18 protein-coding genes are annotated in these 19,299 nt (G+C 69.9%); 7 read left to right on the top strand and 11 right to left on the bottom strand.

The window, feature by feature from the left end:
* Nucleotides 1-17 precede the first annotated feature (17 nt).
* The 9 genes from ILP86_RS01650 to ILP86_RS01610 form a co-directional block, all read right to left on the bottom strand.
* Nucleotides 18-1,646, bottom strand: coding sequence for an ABC transporter ATP-binding protein (locus ILP86_RS01650; protein WP_061015772.1), 1,629 nt, complete (start codon nucleotides 1,644-1,646; stop codon nucleotides 18-20).
* Nucleotides 1,643-2,770: a serine hydrolase gene (locus ILP86_RS01645; RefSeq protein WP_193761230.1), complete on the bottom strand. Its 1,128-nt coding sequence runs from the start codon at nucleotides 2,768-2,770 to the stop codon at nucleotides 1,643-1,645. Before ILP86_RS01645 ends, ILP86_RS01650 begins: the two co-directional genes overlap by 4 nt.
* Nucleotides 2,767-3,954: an enolase C-terminal domain-like protein gene (locus tag ILP86_RS01640; protein WP_193761229.1), complete on the bottom strand. Its 1,188-nt coding sequence runs from the start codon at nucleotides 3,952-3,954 to the stop codon at nucleotides 2,767-2,769. The genes ILP86_RS01645 and ILP86_RS01640 overlap by 4 nt, the downstream gene beginning before the upstream one ends.
* A complete protein-coding gene (locus ILP86_RS01635) occupies nucleotides 3,951-4,499 on the bottom strand; it encodes a GNAT family N-acetyltransferase (RefSeq protein ID WP_179515753.1) in 549 nt (182 codons plus the stop codon). Before ILP86_RS01635 ends, ILP86_RS01640 begins: the two co-directional genes overlap by 4 nt.
* Entirely contained in the window at nucleotides 4,496-5,686 is a 1,191-nt protein-coding gene (locus ILP86_RS01630) for an anhydro-N-acetylmuramic acid kinase (RefSeq protein ID WP_193761228.1), read from the bottom strand. Before ILP86_RS01630 ends, ILP86_RS01635 begins: the two co-directional genes overlap by 4 nt.
* Entirely contained in the window at nucleotides 5,686-6,591 is a 906-nt protein-coding gene (gene murQ, locus ILP86_RS01625) for an N-acetylmuramic acid 6-phosphate etherase (RefSeq protein WP_193761227.1), read from the bottom strand. Before murQ ends, ILP86_RS01630 begins: the two co-directional genes overlap by 1 nt.
* Nucleotides 6,588-7,475 (bottom strand): ABC transporter permease, encoded by an 888-nt coding sequence (locus ILP86_RS01620; protein ID WP_058631719.1) that lies wholly within the window; start codon nucleotides 7,473-7,475, stop codon nucleotides 6,588-6,590. The genes murQ and ILP86_RS01620 overlap by 4 nt, the downstream gene beginning before the upstream one ends.
* Nucleotides 7,472-8,443, bottom strand: coding sequence for an ABC transporter permease (locus tag ILP86_RS01615; RefSeq protein ID WP_193761226.1), 972 nt, complete (start codon nucleotides 8,441-8,443; stop codon nucleotides 7,472-7,474). Before ILP86_RS01615 ends, ILP86_RS01620 begins: the two co-directional genes overlap by 4 nt.
* Nucleotides 8,444-8,509: 66 nt before the next feature.
* Nucleotides 8,510-10,057 (bottom strand): ABC transporter substrate-binding protein, encoded by a 1,548-nt coding sequence (locus ILP86_RS01610; protein ID WP_061015757.1) that lies wholly within the window; start codon nucleotides 10,055-10,057, stop codon nucleotides 8,510-8,512.
* 164 nt (nucleotides 10,058-10,221) lie between these two features.
* Between ILP86_RS01610 and ILP86_RS01605 the strand changes: the two genes are divergently transcribed.
* From ILP86_RS01605 to ILP86_RS01590, 4 genes are all read left to right on the top strand, one after another.
* Nucleotides 10,222-11,124 (top strand): MurR/RpiR family transcriptional regulator, encoded by a 903-nt coding sequence (locus tag ILP86_RS01605; protein WP_058631721.1) that lies wholly within the window; start codon nucleotides 10,222-10,224, stop codon nucleotides 11,122-11,124.
* On the top strand, nucleotides 11,121-12,269 hold the full coding sequence (locus tag ILP86_RS01600) for a sugar MFS transporter (RefSeq protein ID WP_193761225.1): 1,149 nt from the start codon (nucleotides 11,121-11,123) through the stop codon (nucleotides 12,267-12,269). The genes ILP86_RS01605 and ILP86_RS01600 overlap by 4 nt, the downstream gene beginning before the upstream one ends.
* Before the next feature lie 119 nt (nucleotides 12,270-12,388).
* Nucleotides 12,389-12,616 carry a hypothetical protein gene (locus tag ILP86_RS01595; protein ID WP_113681205.1) on the top strand — a complete coding sequence of 76 codons (228 nt, stop codon included), beginning with the start codon at nucleotides 12,389-12,391 and terminating at the stop codon, nucleotides 12,614-12,616.
* Nucleotides 12,617-12,620: 4 nt separating this feature from the next.
* Nucleotides 12,621-12,857 carry a hypothetical protein gene (locus ILP86_RS01590; protein ID WP_113681204.1) on the top strand — a complete coding sequence of 79 codons (237 nt, stop codon included), beginning with the start codon at nucleotides 12,621-12,623 and terminating at the stop codon, nucleotides 12,855-12,857.
* 57 nt (nucleotides 12,858-12,914) lie between these two features.
* Here ILP86_RS01590 and ILP86_RS01585 read toward each other — a convergent pair whose 3' ends face one another.
* Nucleotides 12,915-13,817 (bottom strand): ROK family protein, encoded by a 903-nt coding sequence (locus tag ILP86_RS01585; protein WP_046746377.1) that lies wholly within the window; start codon nucleotides 13,815-13,817, stop codon nucleotides 12,915-12,917.
* Complete coding sequence (gene pyrE, locus ILP86_RS01580; RefSeq protein ID WP_349885036.1) at nucleotides 13,814-14,374, bottom strand: orotate phosphoribosyltransferase; 561 nt, start codon at nucleotides 14,372-14,374, stop codon at nucleotides 13,814-13,816. Before pyrE ends, ILP86_RS01585 begins: the two co-directional genes overlap by 4 nt.
* Before the next feature lie 227 nt (nucleotides 14,375-14,601).
* Here pyrE and ILP86_RS01575 point away from each other — a divergent pair, with 227 nt between their 5' ends.
* From ILP86_RS01575 to ILP86_RS19860, 3 genes are all read left to right on the top strand, one after another.
* Nucleotides 14,602-15,462 carry an exodeoxyribonuclease III gene (locus tag ILP86_RS01575; RefSeq protein WP_193761223.1) on the top strand — a complete coding sequence of 287 codons (861 nt, stop codon included), beginning with the start codon at nucleotides 14,602-14,604 and terminating at the stop codon, nucleotides 15,460-15,462.
* A gap of 11 nt (nucleotides 15,463-15,473) precedes the next feature.
* Nucleotides 15,474-16,283 (top strand): Cof-type HAD-IIB family hydrolase, encoded by an 810-nt coding sequence (locus ILP86_RS01570; RefSeq protein WP_061015383.1) that lies wholly within the window; start codon nucleotides 15,474-15,476, stop codon nucleotides 16,281-16,283.
* A gap of 93 nt (nucleotides 16,284-16,376) precedes the next feature.
* Complete coding sequence (locus tag ILP86_RS19860) at nucleotides 16,377-19,262, top strand: LamG-like jellyroll fold domain-containing protein (protein WP_193761222.1); 2,886 nt, start codon at nucleotides 16,377-16,379, stop codon at nucleotides 19,260-19,262.
* The last annotated feature ends 37 nt before the right edge of the window (nucleotides 19,263-19,299 follow it).

Genomic DNA, 19,299 nt, shown 5'->3' with positions numbered 1-19,299 from the left:
TCGACGACCGAGCGCGATCAGGACGCCAGAGACGCCCCGGGGATCGCGGCGAGAAGCTCTCGCGTGTACGGGTGCTGCGGGGCGTCGAAGATGCGCTCGGGGGTGCCGCTCTCGACCACGACACCGCGCTGCATGACGTGCACCTCGTCGGAGATCATGCGCACCACCGCGAGGTCGTGGCTGATGAAGAGGTAGCTGAGCCCGAGCCGCTTCTGCAGGTCGGCGAGCAGGTCGAGGATCTGCGCCTGCACCAGCACGTCGAGGGCCGACACCGCCTCGTCCAGCACCACCAGCTCGGGTTCGAGCGCGAGTGCCCGGGCGATCGCCACGCGCTGACGCTGCCCTCCGGAGAGCTCATGCGGCAGTCGTTCGGCCATGGCCGCGGGCAGGGCCACCTGCTCCAGCAGCTCGAGCACGCGCGAGTGCCGGGTGGCCGCGGTGCCGATGCGGTGCACGCGCAGGGGCTCGGCGATCGACTGCTCGACCGTGTAACGCGGGTCGAGCGAGGCGTAGGGGTTCTGGAACACGGGCTGCACGCGACGGCGCAGGGCGAACAGCTCTTTGCGCCGGAGCGTGGTCAGGTCGAGCCCGTCGAACAGGATCGACCCCGACGTGGCATCCTCGAGGCCGAGCACCATGTTCGCCGTGGTCGACTTGCCGGATCCCGACTCGCCCACGATCGAGACCGTCGTGCCGCGGCGGATCTCGAAGCTGACCCCGTCGACGGCGGTGAACGTCTCGGGCTCCCCCGGCTTGGGCGCGCGCAGGGCGAACTCCTTGCGGAGGTCGCGGATCTCGACGAACGGCGTACCCGTTGAGGTCTCGCGCTGCGGCAGGGCGTCACGGTGCGAGGCGAGGCTCGGAGCCGCGGCGAGCAGCTGCTTGGTGTACTCGTGCTGCGGGGCGCCGAGCACCTGGGCGGAGGTGCCCTCCTCGACCACACGACCGCGGAACATCACCACGATGCGGTCGGCGCGCTCGGCGGCGAGGGCCAGGTCGTGCGTGATCAGGAAGACCGCAGTGCCGAGTTCGTCGGTGAGCGAATCGAGCTGGTCGAGGATGCGGCGCTGCACGGTCACGTCGAGCGCGGAGGTGGGCTCGTCGGCGATCAGCAGGCGCGGCTTGCAGGCCAGGCCCATCGCGATCAGGACACGCTGACGCATGCCGCCGGAGAACTCGTGCGGATACTGGTGCGCGCGCTGCGCGGCATCGGCGATCCCCACCATCTCCAGCAGCTCGACGACCCGTGCCGTGGTGGCGTCGCCGCGCGTGTACCCGTGCACCTCGAGCGCTTCGCCGATCTGCTCGCCCACGCGCATGAGCGGGTTGAGGTTCGACATCGGATCCTGCGGCACGAGCCCGATCCCGGCGCCCCTCAGCGAGATCATCGCGTTCTCGGGCAGATCGGTCAGCTCACGACCGTCGAAGCGGATGCTGCCGGCCGTGATCACGCCGTTCTCCGGCAGCAGACGGTTGACCGCGGCCGCAGTGGTCGACTTGCCCGACCCCGACTCCCCCACGACCGCGACGGTCTCACCTGCGGCGATGTCGATGGTGACGTCGCTGACCGCGGTGACCAGCTCGGAACCGGTCCGGAAGGCGACGGCGAGGCCGCTGATGCTCAGCACGGGCTCGGTGGTGCTCATGGGGTACTCGTTCCTTCAGTGTCGAAAGCGTTGTCAGAAGCGTTGTTGCCGGGGTCGGTGCCGCAGGGCAGGAGCGCGGGGAGCGCTGCGCGCCACAGCGTCTCGGTCGGCACGGGTTCGGAGGCGAAGAGTCGGTTGGTCAGCAGCACCGCGGACGTACCGGTCCCCGGCACGATCCCGAGCGCGCATCCGGTGAAGCCGGGATGCCAGAGCATCCGGGTGGGCCGACCGGCGACGGCCACCGTGTCGCTGCGCCACCCCAGTGCCTGGCCGGTGTCGGGGCCGTCTCGGAACAGCTCGGCCACGGCATCCGGCTCCCAGAGCTCCGGGTGTCGTTCGGGTGCGGCGAGCGCGGCACCGAGGGTCAACAGGTCGTCGGCGGTGCTGAAGAACCCCGCATGCCCGGACACGCCACCGAGGGCGTGGAAGCAGTTCCCGTCGTTCACGACACCGCTGATCTCGTCGGTGCGCCAGGCGAAGTCGGTGTCCGCGGTGAGCACGGGGTACGGCACTCCGGTCGCGACCATCCGGCGCTCGGCGGCATCGCCGACAGCGGAGGAGGCGACGGGCTGACCGACGGGACCGTAGCCGGTACGGGCGAGACCGAGCGGCGCGGTGACGAGTTCCCGCACTGCGGCGTCCAGGGGCTGTCCGGCGATCGCGGCGATGATTCGACCGAGCAGCATGAACCCCAGGTCGGAGTAGTGTCGACCTTCGTCGAGGGCGTATCGGAGCGGGATCGCGTCGATCGCCCTCGCCGGATCCCCGGCATGCTCGCGGTCGAGGTACAGCGGCTGCCACTCCCAGAGACCGGCACGGTGCTGCAGCAGGTGGCGGACGGTCGTCCCGGGCGCGCAGGCGGTGCCGGGGACGAAGCGGTCGACCGGGTCGTCGAAGCCCAGCTCGCCGCCGCTCACCAGCCGGAGGACCGCGGTGGTGGTCGCGGCGACCTTCGACACCGAGGCGATGTCGAAGGCGGTGCCGGTGGTCATGGCGGTCCCGGCGAGGTCGGCCAGACCGCCGGCGGCGACATCCCGCCCGGCGTCCGTGATGACACCCGCGACGACGCCGCGCGGGGCGGAGGGTGCGGCCAGGACCACGGAGACCGCTGCGTCGGCGCTCATGCACTCACCCCTGCTCCCGCGGAGAGGTCGAGGAGGATCTCCGACTCTTCGGCGACGAGACCCGTGACGCCGATGCCGTTCCCCCTGCCGAGGTCGATGCCGAGTTCGATGCCGAGATCGAACTCATCCCGGGTCAGCGCGACTCCGCCGGTCACCGGCGAGCTCTGCAGCCAGAACGCCGCGTCCAGATCGTGCACGACATCCGGGGCGACGGCGGCCGCGAGATGGGCGGCGGCGCTCACTCCGACGTGCGACTCCATCATGCAGCCGATCACGAGGCCGAGCCCGGCCGCACGCGCAGCCTCAGCGGCAGCGAGCGCCTCGGCGAGACCGCCGGTCTTGGCGAGCTTGATGTTCACGAGGTCGGCGGCACCGCGGTCGGAGATCCGACGCACATCGCGCGCCGTACGCACCGACTCGTCGGCCATGATCGGGGTGTCCACCGCGTCGGTCACGGCGGCGAGCGCGTCCAGGTCGTGCGCGGCGACCGGCTGCTCGACCAGCTCGACCCCGAGCCCCGCGTCCTCTGCGGCACGGATGATGCGGATCGCCGTCTCGGCGTCCCAGGCCTGGTTCGCGTCGACGCGCAGCGTGATCTCGGGCCCGACCGCGGCGCGGACGGCACGGAGTCCGGCGACGGTGTCGTGCGCGGCGGAGGCCTTGATCTTGAGGCAGCCGAAGCCGGCGATGACGTGCTCCTCGGAAAGCAGCGCCAACGCCGACGGCTCCCCCGCGGACAAGGTCATGTCGGTGCGGATGCGCGACGGTCTTGAGGAGTTGTGCACGGCAGCGGGGCTGCGAGAGAGGTCGGCGACGAGCGACGATCCCCGCTGCCGGGCGGCGAGGTCGGCGACGGCGCACTCGACCGCGCTGCGGGCGGCGGCATTGCCCCAGACGGACCGTGCGATGTCGGCTGCGATCCCTGCGTCATCGGCGCGACGGCCGAGGACGACCTCGGAGAGCGGCCCCGCCACGGCAGCGGCCACGCTCGGCGGGCTCTCCCCCGTGACACGCCAGCTCGTGGCGGCCTCCCCGTATCCGTGGCGACCGTCGGCATCCGTGACCTCGACGAGCACGACGTCGAGGTGGTCGGTGCGGCGCACGGCCGTGACGAAGGGGCGCACCAGGGGCGACGAGACCCGGAGCACGCGGAGACCCACCACGGCGTTCGATCCCGCACTCATGCCCACTCCTTGCGCATACGCTGCTCCGGCTCGCCGAACTCCGGCTGCGTGCGGGTGGCCCCGTCTGCGTGCCAGCCCTTCGACTCGTAGAACCCGATCGAGGGGGTATTGGCCGCGAACACCCAGAGCGTCGCCGCCTCGGCCCCCGCCGCCCGCAGGTCGTCGGACGCGCGTGCCAGCAGTGCGCCGCCGATCCCGCCGCCGTGGGCTCGGGGCGAGACGTACAGCGAGTGCACGGCCCCGTCCACACGGTCGTCGTCTGCGGTGGTGTCATCACCGGCGGTGTCATCACCGGTGGTGGCGTCACCGGTGGGGGCGGCGTAGCGGGTGATCCCGACGATCTCGCCCTCGCGTTCGGCCAGCAGCACGACGCCCCGCGGGTCGGCGAGCACCCGACGCCACAGCGCTTCCGCCCGCTCGTCGGTCATCGCATAGATCGCCGCATCCGAGAGCACGCCGCGATAGCTCTCCCGCCAACAGGCGAGGAACACGCCGAGCACCCCGGACAGGTCATCCGGGGTGGCGGGGCGCACCTGGAGACTCACGATGCCGGGGCCTCCGTGAGCACGAGGGAGTCGATGGCGGCGACGGGCTCCGGCATCTGCAGCGGGCCGACGCCCGGCGTGATGGTGCCGAGGATCCGGGGCTCGCGCGCTCCCGTGCCGCCGGGGACGATCGCGGGCACGCCGTGCATCGTGGACCAGCCGATCAGCGCCAGGAGGATCGCCTCCTTGCTGTCGGCCGCAGCCCCCAGCTCGTCCGCCAGCACGACCTCGGTCCCGGGGAGCGCGGCGCGCAGCCCCTCGAGGATCAGCGGGTTGCGGCAGCCGCCACCTGACACGGCGAGGAATCCGATCCCGGCGGCTTCCACGTCGCGCGCGACGGTGCGCACGGTCAGCTCGGTGAGCGTGCGCACGACATCGGCGACCGCGATCTCGCGGCCCTGCGCTGCCAGGTGCTCGTGCACGTAGCCGAGGTGGAAGTGCTCCTTGCCGGTGCTCTTCGGCGGAGTGAGCGCGTAGTACGGGTCGTCGAGCAGAGCGGCCAGGAGCGCCTCATCGACCTGTCCGGTGCGGGCGATCGCGGCGTCGTCGTCGTAGCCGAGCGGATTGAGGCCGTGCTCCACGATGACCGCGTCGACCAGCGCGTTCGCCGGTCCGATGTCATAGGCGACCAGGCCGTCGGGCCGCACCACGGTCATGTTCGAGATGCCACCCAGGTTCAGCGCCGCCGAGACGCCGGCGCGGCCGCGCAGCAGCAGCTCGTCCAGGAACGACACCAGCGGAGCTCCGTGTCCTCCCGCGGTGATGTCGCGGATGCGGATGTCGGACACCACGGGCACGCCGACCTTCTCGGCGATCCAGGCGGGCTGACCGATCTGCAGGGTGCCGAGCGCGTGGGCGCCGTCGACCCAGTGGTACACGGTCTGACCGTGCGAACAGACCGCATGGACGCCGCCGACCTCTGCGGCGATGTCGGCGGCGACCTCGGCGAACGCCTGGCCGATGAGCGTGTCGAGCTCGGCGACCTCGGCAAGGGTGGTCTGCGCCGGCGGCAGTGCCGCGATCAGCCGTGCCCGCAGCTCGGGCGCGTAGGGCACGCTCGTCGCCGCGAGCACTCTCCCGCGCAGATCCACGCCGTGGTCGGTGAACCCTCCGCTGGTCGTGAAGTCGACGACGGCGGCATCGATCCCGTCGTGCGAGGTGCCGGAGATCAGTCCGAGGACGCGCATCAGTTCTCCTCCAGTGCGGTGCGCAGCCGACCATCGGCCGCGTCCAGTCGTGCGGTGGCCGCGGCGAGGTCCTCACCGCGGCGGATCATGATCGACGCGAGCTTCACGTCGTGGGCCGCGGCCTCGAGGGCGGCGACGGCGGCGGGGCGGTCGACGTCCGCGATGGTCTGCACCATCCGGATCGCCCTCTCGCGCAGCTTGTGGTTGGTGGCCTTCACATCCACCATCAGGTTGCCGTAGGCCTTGCCGTTCCGGACCATCGAGATGGTCGAGAACATGTTGAGCACGAGCTTCTGCGCGGTACCCGACTTGAGACGGGTGGAGCCGGAGAGCACTTCCGGACCGACCTCGACCTCGATGCCGTGTTCGGCGGCGGCACTCAGCGCGGTGTCGACGTTGCACGAAAGGCCGATGCTGAGCGCCCCGCGCTCGCGTGCCCGGCGCACTGCCGCGATCACGTACGGCGTGCGTCCGCTGGAGGCGATGCCGATCACGGTGTCGAGCGGACCGATCCCCGCCGCGTCGATGGCCGCAGCTCCCGCCTCCGCGTCGTCTTCCGCACCCTCGACCGGGTTCACGATCGCACCCGGACCGCCGGCCATGATCGCGAACACGAGCTCAGGCGGGGTGCTGAACGTGGGTGGGCACTCGGAGGCATCGAGCACGCCGATGCGTCCGGGAGTTCCTGCGCCGACGTAGACCAGGCGTCCGCCCTGCGCCATGCGGGCGGCCGTCGCCTCGATCGCCGGCACGATCTGCGGCAGAGCGCGTTGCACCGCGGCCGGCACCGTGGCATCCGCCTCGTTCATGGTCTGCGCGAGCTCGGCGACGCTCATCCGGTCGAGCTCCGCGTAACGGGGGTCGCTGGCCTCGGTGGCCAGTGCGCCGAGATCCTCCATGGTCATCGCTTTCCTCTGTTCCGAGGGTCGAGGCTGTCGCGCAGGCCGTCGCCGAGCAGGTTCAGACCGACGACGAGGAGCACGACGATCACGCCCGGCGCGATCATCGTCCACGGGGCGATCGTGACGAGCGTCCGCGCCTCGAAGATCATCGACCCGAGCGAGGGCGCCGGCGGCGGCGTGCCGAGTCCGAGGAAGCTCAGCGAGGCCTCGGTCAGCACAGCCCACGAGAGGGAGAGGGTGACCTGCACGATGATGATCGAGGTGATGTTCGGCAGCACGTGTCGGAACATGGTGGCCATGCGGCTCTGCCCCGTGCTCTTGGCCGCCTTGACGTACTCCACCTCGCGCAGCGACAGCACGGGTCCGCGCGTGACGCGGATGAAGATCGGCACGTAGACGATCGCGATGGCCACGGCGATGGTGAACCAGTTGCGGTCGAACACGGACGCCAGCGACAGGGCGAGCAGCAGCGGCGGGAAGGCGAACAGCACGTTGGTGATCGCGGTGATCGCCCCGTCGGAGAACCCGCGGTAGAACCCGGCGATGAGTCCGCAGACCGTGCCGACGACGGTCGCGAACGCCACGGCGACCACGGAGATGAGCGCCGAGTTGGCGACGCCGGCTGCGACGCGCGAGAACACGTCACGGCCGAACTGGTCGGTGCCGAACCAATGCACGGCGGACGGCGGCTGCAGACGGGACGGCGGATCCTGCGCGAGCGGATCGAACGGCAGCAGGCCGAACGCCGAGACGAGGCTCAGCACCGCGAGCAGCACGACGATGATGAGGCCGGCGAGACCGCTGCGGCTGCGCAGCAGGAGACGCACGCGCTCCATGGTGCGCCCGCCGCCGGGCGCGATGGTCGGAGTCTGAGAGATGTCGGTCATGCGGCACGCACCCGAGGATCGATGACCCGGTAGAGCAGGTCGGTGAACAGGTTGACGATGACGAATGCGAGGGCGATCACGAGCACGGTGCTCTGCACGAGCGCGTACTCCTTCTGCTGGATGCCCAGCAGCACCTGGCGTCCGATACCGGGGAGCGAGAAGATCTGCTCCACCACGACCGCACCTCCGAGGAGGTAGCCGAACTGCAGACCGGTCATCGTGACGATCGGCACCAGGGCATTGCCGAGCACATGGCGCACCTGCAGTCGACGCGGGGGCACGCCCTTCGCCCTGGCGGTGCGGATGAAGTCGTTGGAGCGGATCTCGAGCACCGCGGTGCGGGTCGTGCGCATGATCGGCGCGGCGATGCCGAAGCCGAGCACGATCGAGGGCAGCAGCATCTGCTGCAGGTTCAGCAGCGGGTCCTCGAAGAGCGTCGCGTACGCCTGCCCGTTGGGGTTGAATCCGAACGACTGGGCGAGGATGGCGAGCAACGCGGTGCCGAGCAGGAACGCGGGGATCGAGAGACCGGCGAGACCCACCACCTGTCCGACGCCGTCGCGGAACGAGTCGGGCTTCGAGGCGGAGAGCATGCCGAGCGGGATGCCGATGGCCAGCGCGATCACGATCGAGATGATCGCGAGCTCGAACGTCACGGGCAGGGCTGCGGCCGTGAGGTCGAGGACGCTCGTCTGTGCCCGGGAGGAGAATCCGAGGTTGCCCGTGAAGATGTTGCCGAGCCAGGAGAAGAACTGCACGATGAGCGGCTGGTCGAGGCCGTAGTACGCCTCGAGGGCGGCGCGCTGCGAGGGCGTGAGCGCGGCTGCCTCGGTGCCGAGGCCGGAGCTGATCTGGTCGCCGGGGATGGCGCGCAGCATCAGGAAGACGAAGATGGCGACGCCGAGGAGCGTGCCGAGGGCTGCGAGGATGCGTCGCAGCACGCTGTTGCGGAGGAGCTGGCTGAACATGCGCGTGTGTGGGTGCCTGTCGTCGGGGAAGGAGGGGACGCGGGGCGGCCGCGCCCCCTCGATCCGCTACTTGATGGAGGTGGTCCGCAGGTACTGCAGCGAGCCGTTCACCATCGGGACGAAGCCGTCGACGGTCGACGCGGTCGCCGTGTAGGTGTAGCTCGTGAACAGCCAGATCCACGCCGCGTTGTCCTCGAGGTTCTCGGAGACCTGCGCGTAGATGTCCTTGCGCTTGTCGGGGTCGGCCGTCTGGCGTCCCTCCGCGAACAGCGCGTCGAGCTCGGGCGAGGAGTAGCCGGCGACCTTGTTCAGGTTTCCGGTGCTGGTGAAGTAGCGGCCGTACATGCCGTCGGGGTCGGGACGACCGCCGTTGAGGGCGACCGCGGCATCGAAGTCGGCCGCGATCCAGCGGTCGACGAACGCACCGGACTCGAGCACCTCGAGGTCGAGGGTGATGTCGGCGTCGGCCAACTGCGCCTTCAGGTTCTGCGCCTCGTTCACCGAGGTGGCGTACTCGCCCTGGGAGACGATCGTCTTGATGGTGACGCCGTCCTCCTTGCCCGCCTTCTTCAGGTACTCGGCGGCCTTGTCGAGGTCGCGCTCCGGGCAGGGGCGTGCATCGGGGTCGGACTTGTATGCGGGAGAGGTGATGGGGCCGGTGACCTCGCCCTCGCCGAGGGCCGCGGTGTCGAGCACCTCCTGGCGGTCGATCGCGCACTGGATGGCGAGGCGCACGTTCACGTCGGCGAGGTCGCCGCGCTGCGCGTTCAGCTGCAGGGCGTGGTAGCTCAGCTGCGGGGTCGTGGCGACCTCGACGTTGGCGCCCTCGGCGGTCTGTGCGACGAGCGGGTCGTCGAACACGGCCAGCTGCACATTGCCGGACTGCATCGCCGAGACGATCGACGACTCGTCGGGGATCACGCGGAACTCGACGGTGTCGAGCAGTGCGGCGTCACCCCAGTAGTCCTCGTTCTTGGCGAGCGTGAGCGACTGGCTCGCCTTGCGGTCATCCAGGATGAAGGGCCCGGTGCCGTTGGGCGTGGTGTTCAGACCCTCCTCGGTGTCGTCCGAGGACAGCATCGCCATGTTGATCACGGCGAGGTTGGCGGGCAGGGCGGCGTCCGGAGCGCTGAGCGTGAGGGTGACGGTGTTCTCGTCCGTGGCCTCGACCGCGGTGACGGAGGCGAGAGAGCTGCGCGCGACGGCAGCCGTGGCCTCGGCCGCGATCGCATCGAGCGAGTACTTCACGTCTTCCGAACCGAACGTGCTGCCGTCGGCGAACGTGACGCCCTCGCGCAGGTGGAAGGTCAGGGTGAGGCCGTCTTCGGAGACGTCCCACGACTCGGCGAGGCCGGGAACCACGTTCAGGTCCTCGTCGAACTCGGTCAGCGTGCCGTAGAGGTTCTGCAGCACGTTGACGGCCTGGAACTGGGTGGCTTTCCAGGGGAACAGGGTGTCGGGGTCGCTGGTGACGCCGATGACGAGGTCGCCTCCGGCAGCGCCTTCTGAGGGCTTCGGGTCGGATGCGGGTGCGGAGCACCCGGTGATGACGAGGGCGAAGGCGAGGCCCGTCGCCGTGAGAGCGCCGAGTGACGCCCAGCGTGCTGTGCTCATTGCTGGATCCTCCTGAGTGTGACGGCCGCCGTGGCGTCGGGTCAGGCGCTGTTGCCTGCCGCCCCGTGAACGTCGTCGGTCTTGGTTGGTACCAAAAGTACACGAACGCCACTACTGATGTAACAGAAGTTCCTCTACTGTTATGAACAGTGATCGGAGACCCCATGCCTCATGAAGCCGCCCGCGACGAAGCCGGCGCACACCCCGTGCTCGTCCGCATGCGGGCGATCCGCCCCGAGTTGCGTCCGAGCGAGCAGCGCATCGCCGATCTCTTCCTCTCCGACCCCGCGGGAACCGCGGGCCTCTCGGTCGCCGAGCTCGCCCAGCGCTGCGACACGTCCACCACCTCGGTCGTCCGGTTCTGCAAGCGCCTCGGCTACGAGCACGTGCGGGAACTCCGCAATCACGTGCTGCGCGACGTCGAGCGCGAGACCTTCGACACGGCCGCGCTGCCCGCCGTCTCCGGAGACATCGATCGCAACGACACCCTGACCGACATCGTCGCGAAGGTCTCTCTCGCCGAGACCCTCTCCCTCGCCGACACCGCCAAGGTGCTCGACACCGAATCGCTGCGCGCATCCGTCGATGCCATCACCTCGTCGACCAGGGTCGACATCTTCGGTGTCGGCGCCAGCTCCATCGTGGGGCTCGACCTGCAGCGCAAGCTCACCCGCATCGGGCGCACCGCTCTGGAGTGGTCTGACCCGCATGCCGCCTGGACCTCGGCGGCGACGCTCGGGCCGGGCAACGTCGCGATCGCGGTCTCCCACACCGGTGCCACGACCGACACCATCGAGTTCCTGCTGCTGGCCCGTCAGGCGGGAGCGACCACCATCGCGATCACCAACCACGCCGGCGCTCCGCTGGCCGATCAGGCCGACATCGTGCTCACGACCGCCGCGCGCGAGACCGGCTTCCGCTCCGGAGCTCTCGGCAGCAGGATCGCCCAGCTGATGGTGGTCGACTGCATCTTCATCGGTGTCGCCCAGTCGAACTACGATCGCTCGATGGAGGCGCTGCGCGACACCTTCGCCGCCGTGCACCGCGTGCGGACGACCGGGGCGTGATCGACGACGCCCGACGCGCACGGGCCGGGCTGTTCACCGCCTTCGCGGGACTCGGCGTCACGGCCGCCTTCCTGCCGGCGATCCTGCCTTCCGCCGAACGGGCGATGGCGGCCGACCTCAGCGTCGCGGTGCCCGCACTGTTCGCCGGGCTCCTCGTCGGAGTGCTGGTGTCCGGGCCGTTGCTGATGCACCGGCCGCCGCGCAGCGCTCTGATGTTCGGCAGCGCGCTCCAGGCCGCTGCCATCGTCGTGGTGGCTCTGGCCGGCACGCCGGTGATGTTCATCACCGCAGCCGCCGTCGCCGGGTTCGGCTTCGGGCTGGTGGAGGCCTCGGGATCCGTGGCGGCGAAGTCCGCGGCGGTCGGCAGCGCGACGGGTCTGCTCAGCGCCCTCCTCGGCACGGTCGCCGTGAGCGCGGCCGTCACGCCACTGCTTGTCGCCGCCGGATCCGACATCCGGCCGGTGCTCGGAGTGCTGGCACTCGTACCCCTCCTGACCGTCGTGATGCTCGCAGGGCCGGCGACTGCCTTCACGCGCTCCGAGAAGCCGACCCATCGCGATGCGCGTGGCCTGCTCGCGCTGCTCCCGTTCGCGGTGGCGCTGCCGCTCTACGTCGGCGTGGAGACCGTGCTCTCGGGGTGGTCGGCCGTGATCCCGGCACGGACGCTCGCGCTCGACCCCGGTGTGGCGGCCCTGGGGACCTCGGCGTTCTGGGCGCTCATGGCGATCGGGCGCTTCGGTGCCGCGACCCTGCGCCGACTCGCGGTGTCGCCGGTGGTGATCCTGGTCGCCGCGACGAGCACCGCTGCGGTGCTGATGGCCGTCACCGGGATGCTGGTGGAGTCCGCCCCCGGGGGCGCGCTCATCGCGCTGGCTGTGGTGGTCGTGCTGCTGGCCCCCAGCTACGGGCTCATCGTCGGCCTCGCGCTCGACCGCCTCGATCCCGCTCGCAGCGCCGCCGTGACCGGTGCTCTCGTCGCATGCGGCGCCGTCGGCGGCACGTTCGTGCCGACGGCGATCCTCCTGATCGGACGCGACCCCGCGTCGAGCGCGACGTTCTTCGTGTCGGCGGTGCTGTGCGCGCTGGTGCCGGTGCTGATGCTCGTCGCCGGCCGGGCACCGCGGAAGACGCCTGCGGCGCACTGACCTCTTCTCCACATCGCGCAACCTCCGCCACCTCTTCACAGATGCTGGAATACCGGCGCGCACACCGGGATGAGCGGCGTAACGTCGTCGATGTACCCGGCCGAGCAAGGAGAGCACGCGTGTCCACGGAGACCCTCGCGACCATCATGAGCGCCGTCGGCGTCGTGGTGACGCTCGGCACGAGCATGTTCGTCGGCGCCGCCTGGATGGTCCGCCGCATCGACGCCGTCGACGAGAAGCTCAGCACCCGCATCGACGCCGTTGCCGCCGACGTCACCGATCTCAAGATCTCCGTGGCCCGCCTCGAAGGGCCACCCCGGCACCTGCTCACCGCGGGACGAGGATGAGACAGTGAGCACGGAGACCGTCACCATCGTCCTCAGCGCGATCGGCGTCGTGCTCACCCTCGGTACGAGCCTGTTCGCCGCGGGCGCCTGGATGGTCCGCCGCATCGACGACCGTATCGACGCCGTCGAGGAGAAGCTCAGCACCCGCATCGACGCCGTTGCCGCCGACGTCACCGATCTCAAGATCTCCGTGGCCCGCCTCGAAGGGCCACCCCGGCACCTGCTCAGCGCCCACCGCTGAGCTGAGCTGAGCTGAGCTGCGCAGTCGGAGGGAGCTACAGCAGCACGAGGGCGGCGGCTACCGCAGCACGAGCGCGGCGGCGCCGATGAGCGGCCCCTCGTCGCCCAGCCCAGAGCGCACGACTCGGGCGCGCCGCGAGTATTCGTGCGCCGCGCTGGCAGTGAGCGCTGTCTGCACGAGGTCGATGTAGTCCTCGGACACCCGCGAGAATCCGCCGCCGATCGCGACGACGTCGAGGTCGACGAGGGTCGCGGCATCCGCCAACGCACCGCCTACTTCGCGGGCGGAGCGCTCGATCGCCGCACGAGCGACAGTGTCTCCGGCGGCTGCGTCACGGGCCAGATCCTCCCCGGTGGCACCGCTCCAGCCCTGCGTCTGCGCCCAGGCGGCGCTCGCCGGCCCGGAGGCGATCTCCTCCAGGGTCAGACCACCCTCGCGACGCACCTGACCCAGGTGGCCGGCGTTGCCGGTGGCCCCGGGGATATAGGCGCCGTTCGCGACGAACCCGCCGCCGACACCGGTCGAGACGACGATCGACAGCGAGGCACCGGCGCCCTGCGTGGCCCCGAGCCAGGATTCGGCGAGGGCGAGCGCACCGCCGTCGTGACCGAGCAGAGTGCGCACGTCGCGCCCCAGCACCGTGGACGCCGCCGCGCGCACCGAGTCCTCGAGACGGAACCCGCGTGCCAGGGGCATGTTCACGGGCATGATCGCCCCGACCGTGCGGTCGATCGGTCCGGCGCTGCCGACGCCGGCCCCGACGAGTTCGGCGTCCGCGGGTAGAGCCGCCAGCGCGTGCTCGACGATCGCGACCACCGACGCATCGAGTGAATCGAGAGTGGCTTCGCGACCCGTCGCCTGTCGACTCCGGCTTCCCTCGACGAGCCGGCCGTCTTCGCCGACGAGCGCGGCTTCCATCTTCGTTCCGCCGACGTCGACGGCCAGGGCGTAGCGCGTCACTGCGGGTCGAGTCCGAGGTCGTCGAGGTCGAAGGCGGCGCGCCACTCGAGGCCCTCGGCTTCGATCGCGGCCTGCGCCCCGGTCTTGCGGTCGACGATCACGGCAACGGCAACGATCTCTGCGCCTTCCTTGCGGAGGGCCTCGACGGCCTTGAGCGCCGACTGCCCCGTGGTCGAGGTGTCTTCGAGCACGACGACACGCTTGCCCTTGACGTCGGCGCCTTCGATCTGGCGGCCGCGCCCATGGTCCTTGGGCTCCTTGCGCACGACGAACGCGTCGAGCGGGGTGCCGGTTGCGACCGAAGCGTGCAGCACCGAGTTCGCGATCGGATCGGCACCGAGCGTGAGGCCACCGACGGCCACGACGTCGAGGTCGCCGATCAGGTCGAGCATGATGCGACCGATCGCGGGAGCGGCGCGGTGGTCCAGCGTGAGCTTTCGCATGTCGACGTAGTACGTCGCCTTCTTGCCGCTGGAAAGGGTGAAGTCGCCGTGGAACACCGCCTCGTCCTTGATGAGGTCGAGGAGCGTCTGGCGGTCTGCGTCGAGTGCGGTCACGGCATCCAGTGTAGGAGCCTGGGGCGCACTGCGCGGATGCATGAGGTTTGACCGTATGCATGAACGTCCGGCCATGCGGCTCATGCATCCGTTCGGTGGCCATGCAGGTGGTGGCCATGCAGGTGGTGGCCATGCAGGTGGTGGCCATGCAGGTGGCCGCCACACAGGTCGCGGGCGACGGACCCAGCGCGGGCTCGGGTGTCGGATGACGCAACTAGGCTTGACGCATGCGCTTGGCCACCTGGAACGTCAACTCCATCCGCACCCGTGTCACCCGCACCGTCGAGTTCGCCGTCCGAGAGGACATCGACGTGCTGGCGATGCAGGAGATCAAGTGTAAGCCGGAACAGTTCCCCTACGGACCGTTCGAGGAGGCCGGGTACCACGTCGAGGTGCACGGGCTGAACCAGTGGAACGGCGTGGCGATCGCGAGCCGCCTCCCGGTCACCGACGTGCGCACCTCGTTCGACGGCATGCCGGGCTTCGCGAAGGGGCATGAGGGGCCGGATGCGCCGCTCGAAGCACGTGCGCTCGGCGTGATGGTCGACGGCGTGCGGGTGTGGAGCCTGTACGTGCCGAACGGCCGCTCGCTGGAAGACCCGCACTACCTCTACAAGCTGCACTGGCTCGAGCAGCTCAAGAACTCGACGGCGGCCGAGCTGTCGGCGAACCCCGATCTGCCCCTCGCGCTGGTGGGCGACTTCAACATCATCCCGTTCGACGTCGACAACGGCGACCCCGACATCGTGGTCGGCCGTTCGACCCACGTGTCCCCGCAGGAGCGCGACGCGTTCTTCGCGTTCCAGGATGCCGGGGTCACCGACGTGGTGCGCCCGCTGATCCCGGAGGGCTTCACCTACTGGGACTACCAGCGCCTGAAGTTCCCGCGCAACGAGGGTGTGCGCATCGACTTCGTACTCGGTTCGCGCACCCTGGCCGAGGCCGTGCAGGGCGCGTCCATCCACCGCGACGAGCGCAAGGGCGAGCAGCCCAGCGACCATGTCCCAGTGGTCGTCGACCTCGACAGCCGTCGTCTCGGGACGGGCGGCGCCGATGACGACGACGACATGCCGATGATCTTCTCCTGAGGGCCGATCACGTGCGCGTGCGGCTGATCGCCACCGATCTCGACGGCACCCTGCTCGATTCGTCGTCGGCCGTCACTCCGCGCACCCGCGCCGCGCTCGACGCCGCCCGAGCCCGCGGGATCCACGTGGTCCCGGTCACCGCGCGCCAGCCGATCGGCCTGCGTGCCATCGCTGCGGACGCGGGGTTCGACGGGTGGGCGCTGTGCAGCAACGGCGCCTATGCCGTGCGCCTCGACGACGGGCGGATGCTGTTCGCCGAGGAGCTGCCGCCCCAGACGATCCGCGCGCTCGCCGAAGCTCTGCGCGCGAGCATCCCCGGCCTGCTGTTCGCGAGTGTGCGCGATGCCGGAGAGACGTTCGTGGCCCAGGACGGCTACGCCGCGATCGCCGCCCTCTCCGACCACAAGCGCGACCCCGCCGCGATGGGAGGCGTTCCCCTGGAGCAGGTGCTGTCCGCGCCGAGCCTGAAGTTCGTGATCCGCCACCCCGAGCTCGCCCCCGCCGCCCTGTTCGACACCCTGCGCTCGCTCGGACTCACCGGCTTCGAGGCGACGCTGTCGGGCGCCCCGTTCGTCGAGGTCATGGCGGAGGGCGTCACCAAGGCCACCGGCCTCGCGCGACTCTGCGAGCATCTCGACATCGACCGCGCTGACGTGGTGGCCTTCGGCGATGCGCTCAACGATGTCGAGATGCTCCGCTGGGCAGGGCACGGCGTCGCGATGGCAGGCGCCGAACCCCTGGTGCAGGATGCGGCCGACGACACGACCGCCTCGAACGACGAGGACGGTGTGGCGCGGGTGATCGAGCGCCTGCTCGGCTGAGCCGCTATTGCACGTCGAGCGAATACCTGACAATCGGATTCATCGAGTGAATCGATATTGCGGGGCGGCAGACGACGCCCATAGTTTGCGGTTGTGAAGCTCCCCCGCGCCGCGCGCACCCGCTATCCCGCATCCATTCCCGCCAGAGACCGCCGCAGCAGAGGCCTGGCTCTCCTCGGCGGCGTGTGCGCTGCCGCGATCGTCTTCGGCGGCGGGTCGCTCTCCGCGAGTGCGGCACCCCCGGCAGTGGGGCCGGGAGTGGGGAAGGCCCTGTCCGCCACGTCGTTCCGAGCTGCCCAACAGGCTGCGGTCACGGCGGCGATCTCCACCGCGCAGGCGACCGGCGAGCCCGTCCCCGTGGACGGGATGATCACCCCCACCCAGCAGCACGTGGCGATGCCCGATGGGACGATGCGCTACGAGACGTCGACAGTGCCCGTCAGAGTGGAGCAGGATTCCACGTGGGTCCCGGTGGACACGACACTCGCTCGCACGGATGGGTGGTGGGAACCGATCGCGTCGGCCGCACCCGTCCGCTTCTCCGCCGGCGGGAACAACGAACTCGCACAGGTGCAGACCGCCTCCGGAGAGTGGGTCACCGAGACCTGGCCCTACGGCACCCTCCCCGCCCCGACTGTCGACGGCGACACGGCCACCTACGCGAACGTGCTGCCCGACGTTGACCTGAAGATGGTGGCCACCAAGACCGGGCAGGCATCGGTCTACGTAGTCAAGACGGAGAAAGCCGCGCGGTCGGCGGCGCTCGACGATCTTCATGTCGTGATCCAGGACGCCGCGTTGACCACCAAGAAGAACGGCTCCGTCGAAGCAGAGGCGGCCGACGGTTCGCAGATCGTCGCGGGGCAGCCCCTCTGGTGGGATTCCTCCTCGGGAGGCGACTTCCGCGAGCCCGGAGCGACCGAGCCGGTGCTGCCGGTCACGCACGACGTCGGTGAGGATCGCGTGATGCTCGACGTCGGAGCTTCCGTCGCTACTCATGAGAAGGACTCGGGCCAGGACGTGACCTACCCGATCTTCATCGACCCCGACTGGTCGGCCGGCGCTCAGGCATCCTGGTACACGGACGCCGCCTATCCCGACCAGTCGTACCTCAACGCGAGCACGTCGGATGTGCTCCGCATGGGCCGGTACCAGAACTTCCGAGGCAACATCTTCTACCAGTTCATCATCAGCCCGCTCGCCGGCAAGGACATCCTCGGGGCCCAGCTCGGCGCGACGCAGATCAGATGGGCCTCCTGCCCGAACAGCCCCGTCCAGGTGCGTGCTTTCGGCCCACAGGCCGGAGGGTTCACGTGGAACCAGCAGAACCACTCGCTGTGGGGACCGGTTCTGGACACTCAGAACCCGGGATCGTGCAGCAGCGGACCAGAGGCCGTCGGCTGGAACGTCACGGCAGGCGTTCAGGCCTACGTCGGACAGACCTGGTTCCAGCTCGGGCTCGCGCCCCAGAACGAGACGGTCGTCTCGCGACGCCACTTCAGCCGCGCCGCGACCTTGACCGTGTCTTACAACACACGCCCCAACGCCCCGACCGACCCGGTCTTCACGTCGCCGAGCCGACAGTGCGGAACCGCCGCGGCCCCCACCCCGATCGGGCAGAGCGACGTCACCGTTCGCGTGCACCAGACCGACCCCGACCCCGGCAATGTCGACACCAACTTCCACCTCATGAAGGCTTCCAACCTGAACGCTGCCGTTCAGGACAAGCCCGGAGGGCTCGGTGCGCAGGGGTACAAGTCGGTCACGTTCACCACACTGACCGATGGTGAGACATACGCGTGGCGCGCCTGGGGCAGCGATCACCGCAGCAACGGCGTCGCCCCGACAGCCTGGTGCTACTTCACCGTCGACAAGACGAAGCCGGCCACTCCCACCGTCACCGCGCCGACCAACGCCTCCTACACCGTCGGGACGGGCCTCAACCTGGCCGTGACCGGGGCGGCCGACGTCGCCGGATACGTCTATTGGGTGACTCCCACCCAGCTCGTCGCGCCCGCCCCGCCCGTACCCGCCGACGGGACGGTCTCCATCGCGGCCGCGCTCCCCGACTGCGCCACCGCGATCACCCGAAACGTGCGCTGGGCATGCAAAGCCCCGTCCGGAGCGACCACTCTGACCGTCGCGCCGACGGACGCACTGTCCACCGTCTGGGTGTCGGCCTACGACAAGGCAGGTAATCAGTCCGCCGCGGTCGGCCGGCCGCTCTACCCTGGCGGCAACACCGGAACCCCCGCTGCTGCGGCGAACCTCGACGCGGGACACGCGTGGCAGGTCACGCAGATGTCCACCCCGCTGCCGAACACGATCCCGGACTCCAACCCGTGGATCGGCGCTGATGGCATCGACCTGCTGATACCCGAGACCAGCTCCACCACCTCGACGGATCTGCCCGACCCGCCCATCGAGACCCCGGTGCTGTCGACCGCCGGGGGAAGCGCCATGGAGGTGAGCACGATGTATCCCGCCGTGAACGCGATGAACAGCTTCACGTTCAGCGTGTGGGTGAAGACCCGGTATCTGCCTGCCACAGGTTCCCAGAAGATCGCGATGCAGGGAGGAGGCTCGAGCGGCTCCGTCCAGCTTCAGGTCACCAGTGCAGGCACCTACGCGTTCTGCCTCGGCGACTACCCCGTCAACTCCGCCAGCACGACACCGACGAGCAACTGCGCCACCGGCGGAGCCGCGACGCCCGGATCGTGGCAGATGCTCACCGGCATCTGGGATGCGACGAACAAGCAGCTCCGACTCCTCGTCGGCAACTCGATCACGCCGGTCGCCGTCAACTCACACATCAACGGAGCCGGCGACCGCTCAGCCAGCGGACCCCTCGTCTTCGGCCCCGCCCCCATGACAGGACGATTCGAAGGTCTCATCGCCAACCCCGTCATGGTCCCCGGCGTCATCAATCACGTCCAGCTCGCCCGGCTCAACGCCTTCGAGCTGCCGTTCACCGACTGAGCACGAGAGCGCTTCTCGGAGGGAAACGCTCTCGCGC

Source organism: Microbacterium sp. R1 (genome assembly GCF_015159725.1).
GTDB classification, from domain to species: domain Bacteria; phylum Actinomycetota; class Actinomycetes; order Actinomycetales; family Microbacteriaceae; genus Microbacterium; species Microbacterium oxydans.
The sequence above is the reverse complement of the archived record's forward strand: the minus strand, read 5'-3'. Positions and strand labels throughout refer to the sequence as shown.

Coding starts and splice junctions, on each gene's coding strand:
- ILP86_RS01605 (WP_058631721.1), top strand. CDS start 10,222: ATGCCTCATGAAGCCGCCCGCGACGAAGCCGGCGCACACCCCGTGCTC.
- ILP86_RS01615 (WP_193761226.1), bottom strand. CDS start 8,443: ATGTTCAGCCAGCTCCTCCGCAACAGCGTGCTGCGACGCATCCTCGCA.
- ILP86_RS01645 (WP_193761230.1), bottom strand. CDS start 2,770: ATGAGCGCCGACGCAGCGGTCTCCGTGGTCCTGGCCGCACCCTCCGCC.
- ILP86_RS01650 (WP_061015772.1), bottom strand. CDS start 1,646: ATGAGCACCACCGAGCCCGTGCTGAGCATCAGCGGCCTCGCCGTCGCC.
- ILP86_RS01630 (WP_193761228.1), bottom strand. CDS start 5,686: ATGCGCGTCCTCGGACTGATCTCCGGCACCTCGCACGACGGGATCGAT.
- ILP86_RS01620 (WP_058631719.1), bottom strand. CDS start 7,475: ATGACCGACATCTCTCAGACTCCGACCATCGCGCCCGGCGGCGGGCGC.
- ILP86_RS01610 (WP_061015757.1), bottom strand. CDS start 10,057: ATGAGCACAGCACGCTGGGCGTCACTCGGCGCTCTCACGGCGACGGGC.
- murQ (WP_193761227.1), bottom strand. CDS start 6,591: ATGACCATGGAGGATCTCGGCGCACTGGCCACCGAGGCCAGCGACCCC.
- ILP86_RS01575 (WP_193761223.1), top strand. CDS start 14,602: ATGCGCTTGGCCACCTGGAACGTCAACTCCATCCGCACCCGTGTCACC.
- ILP86_RS01640 (WP_193761229.1), bottom strand. CDS start 3,954: ATGAGTGCGGGATCGAACGCCGTGGTGGGTCTCCGCGTGCTCCGGGTC.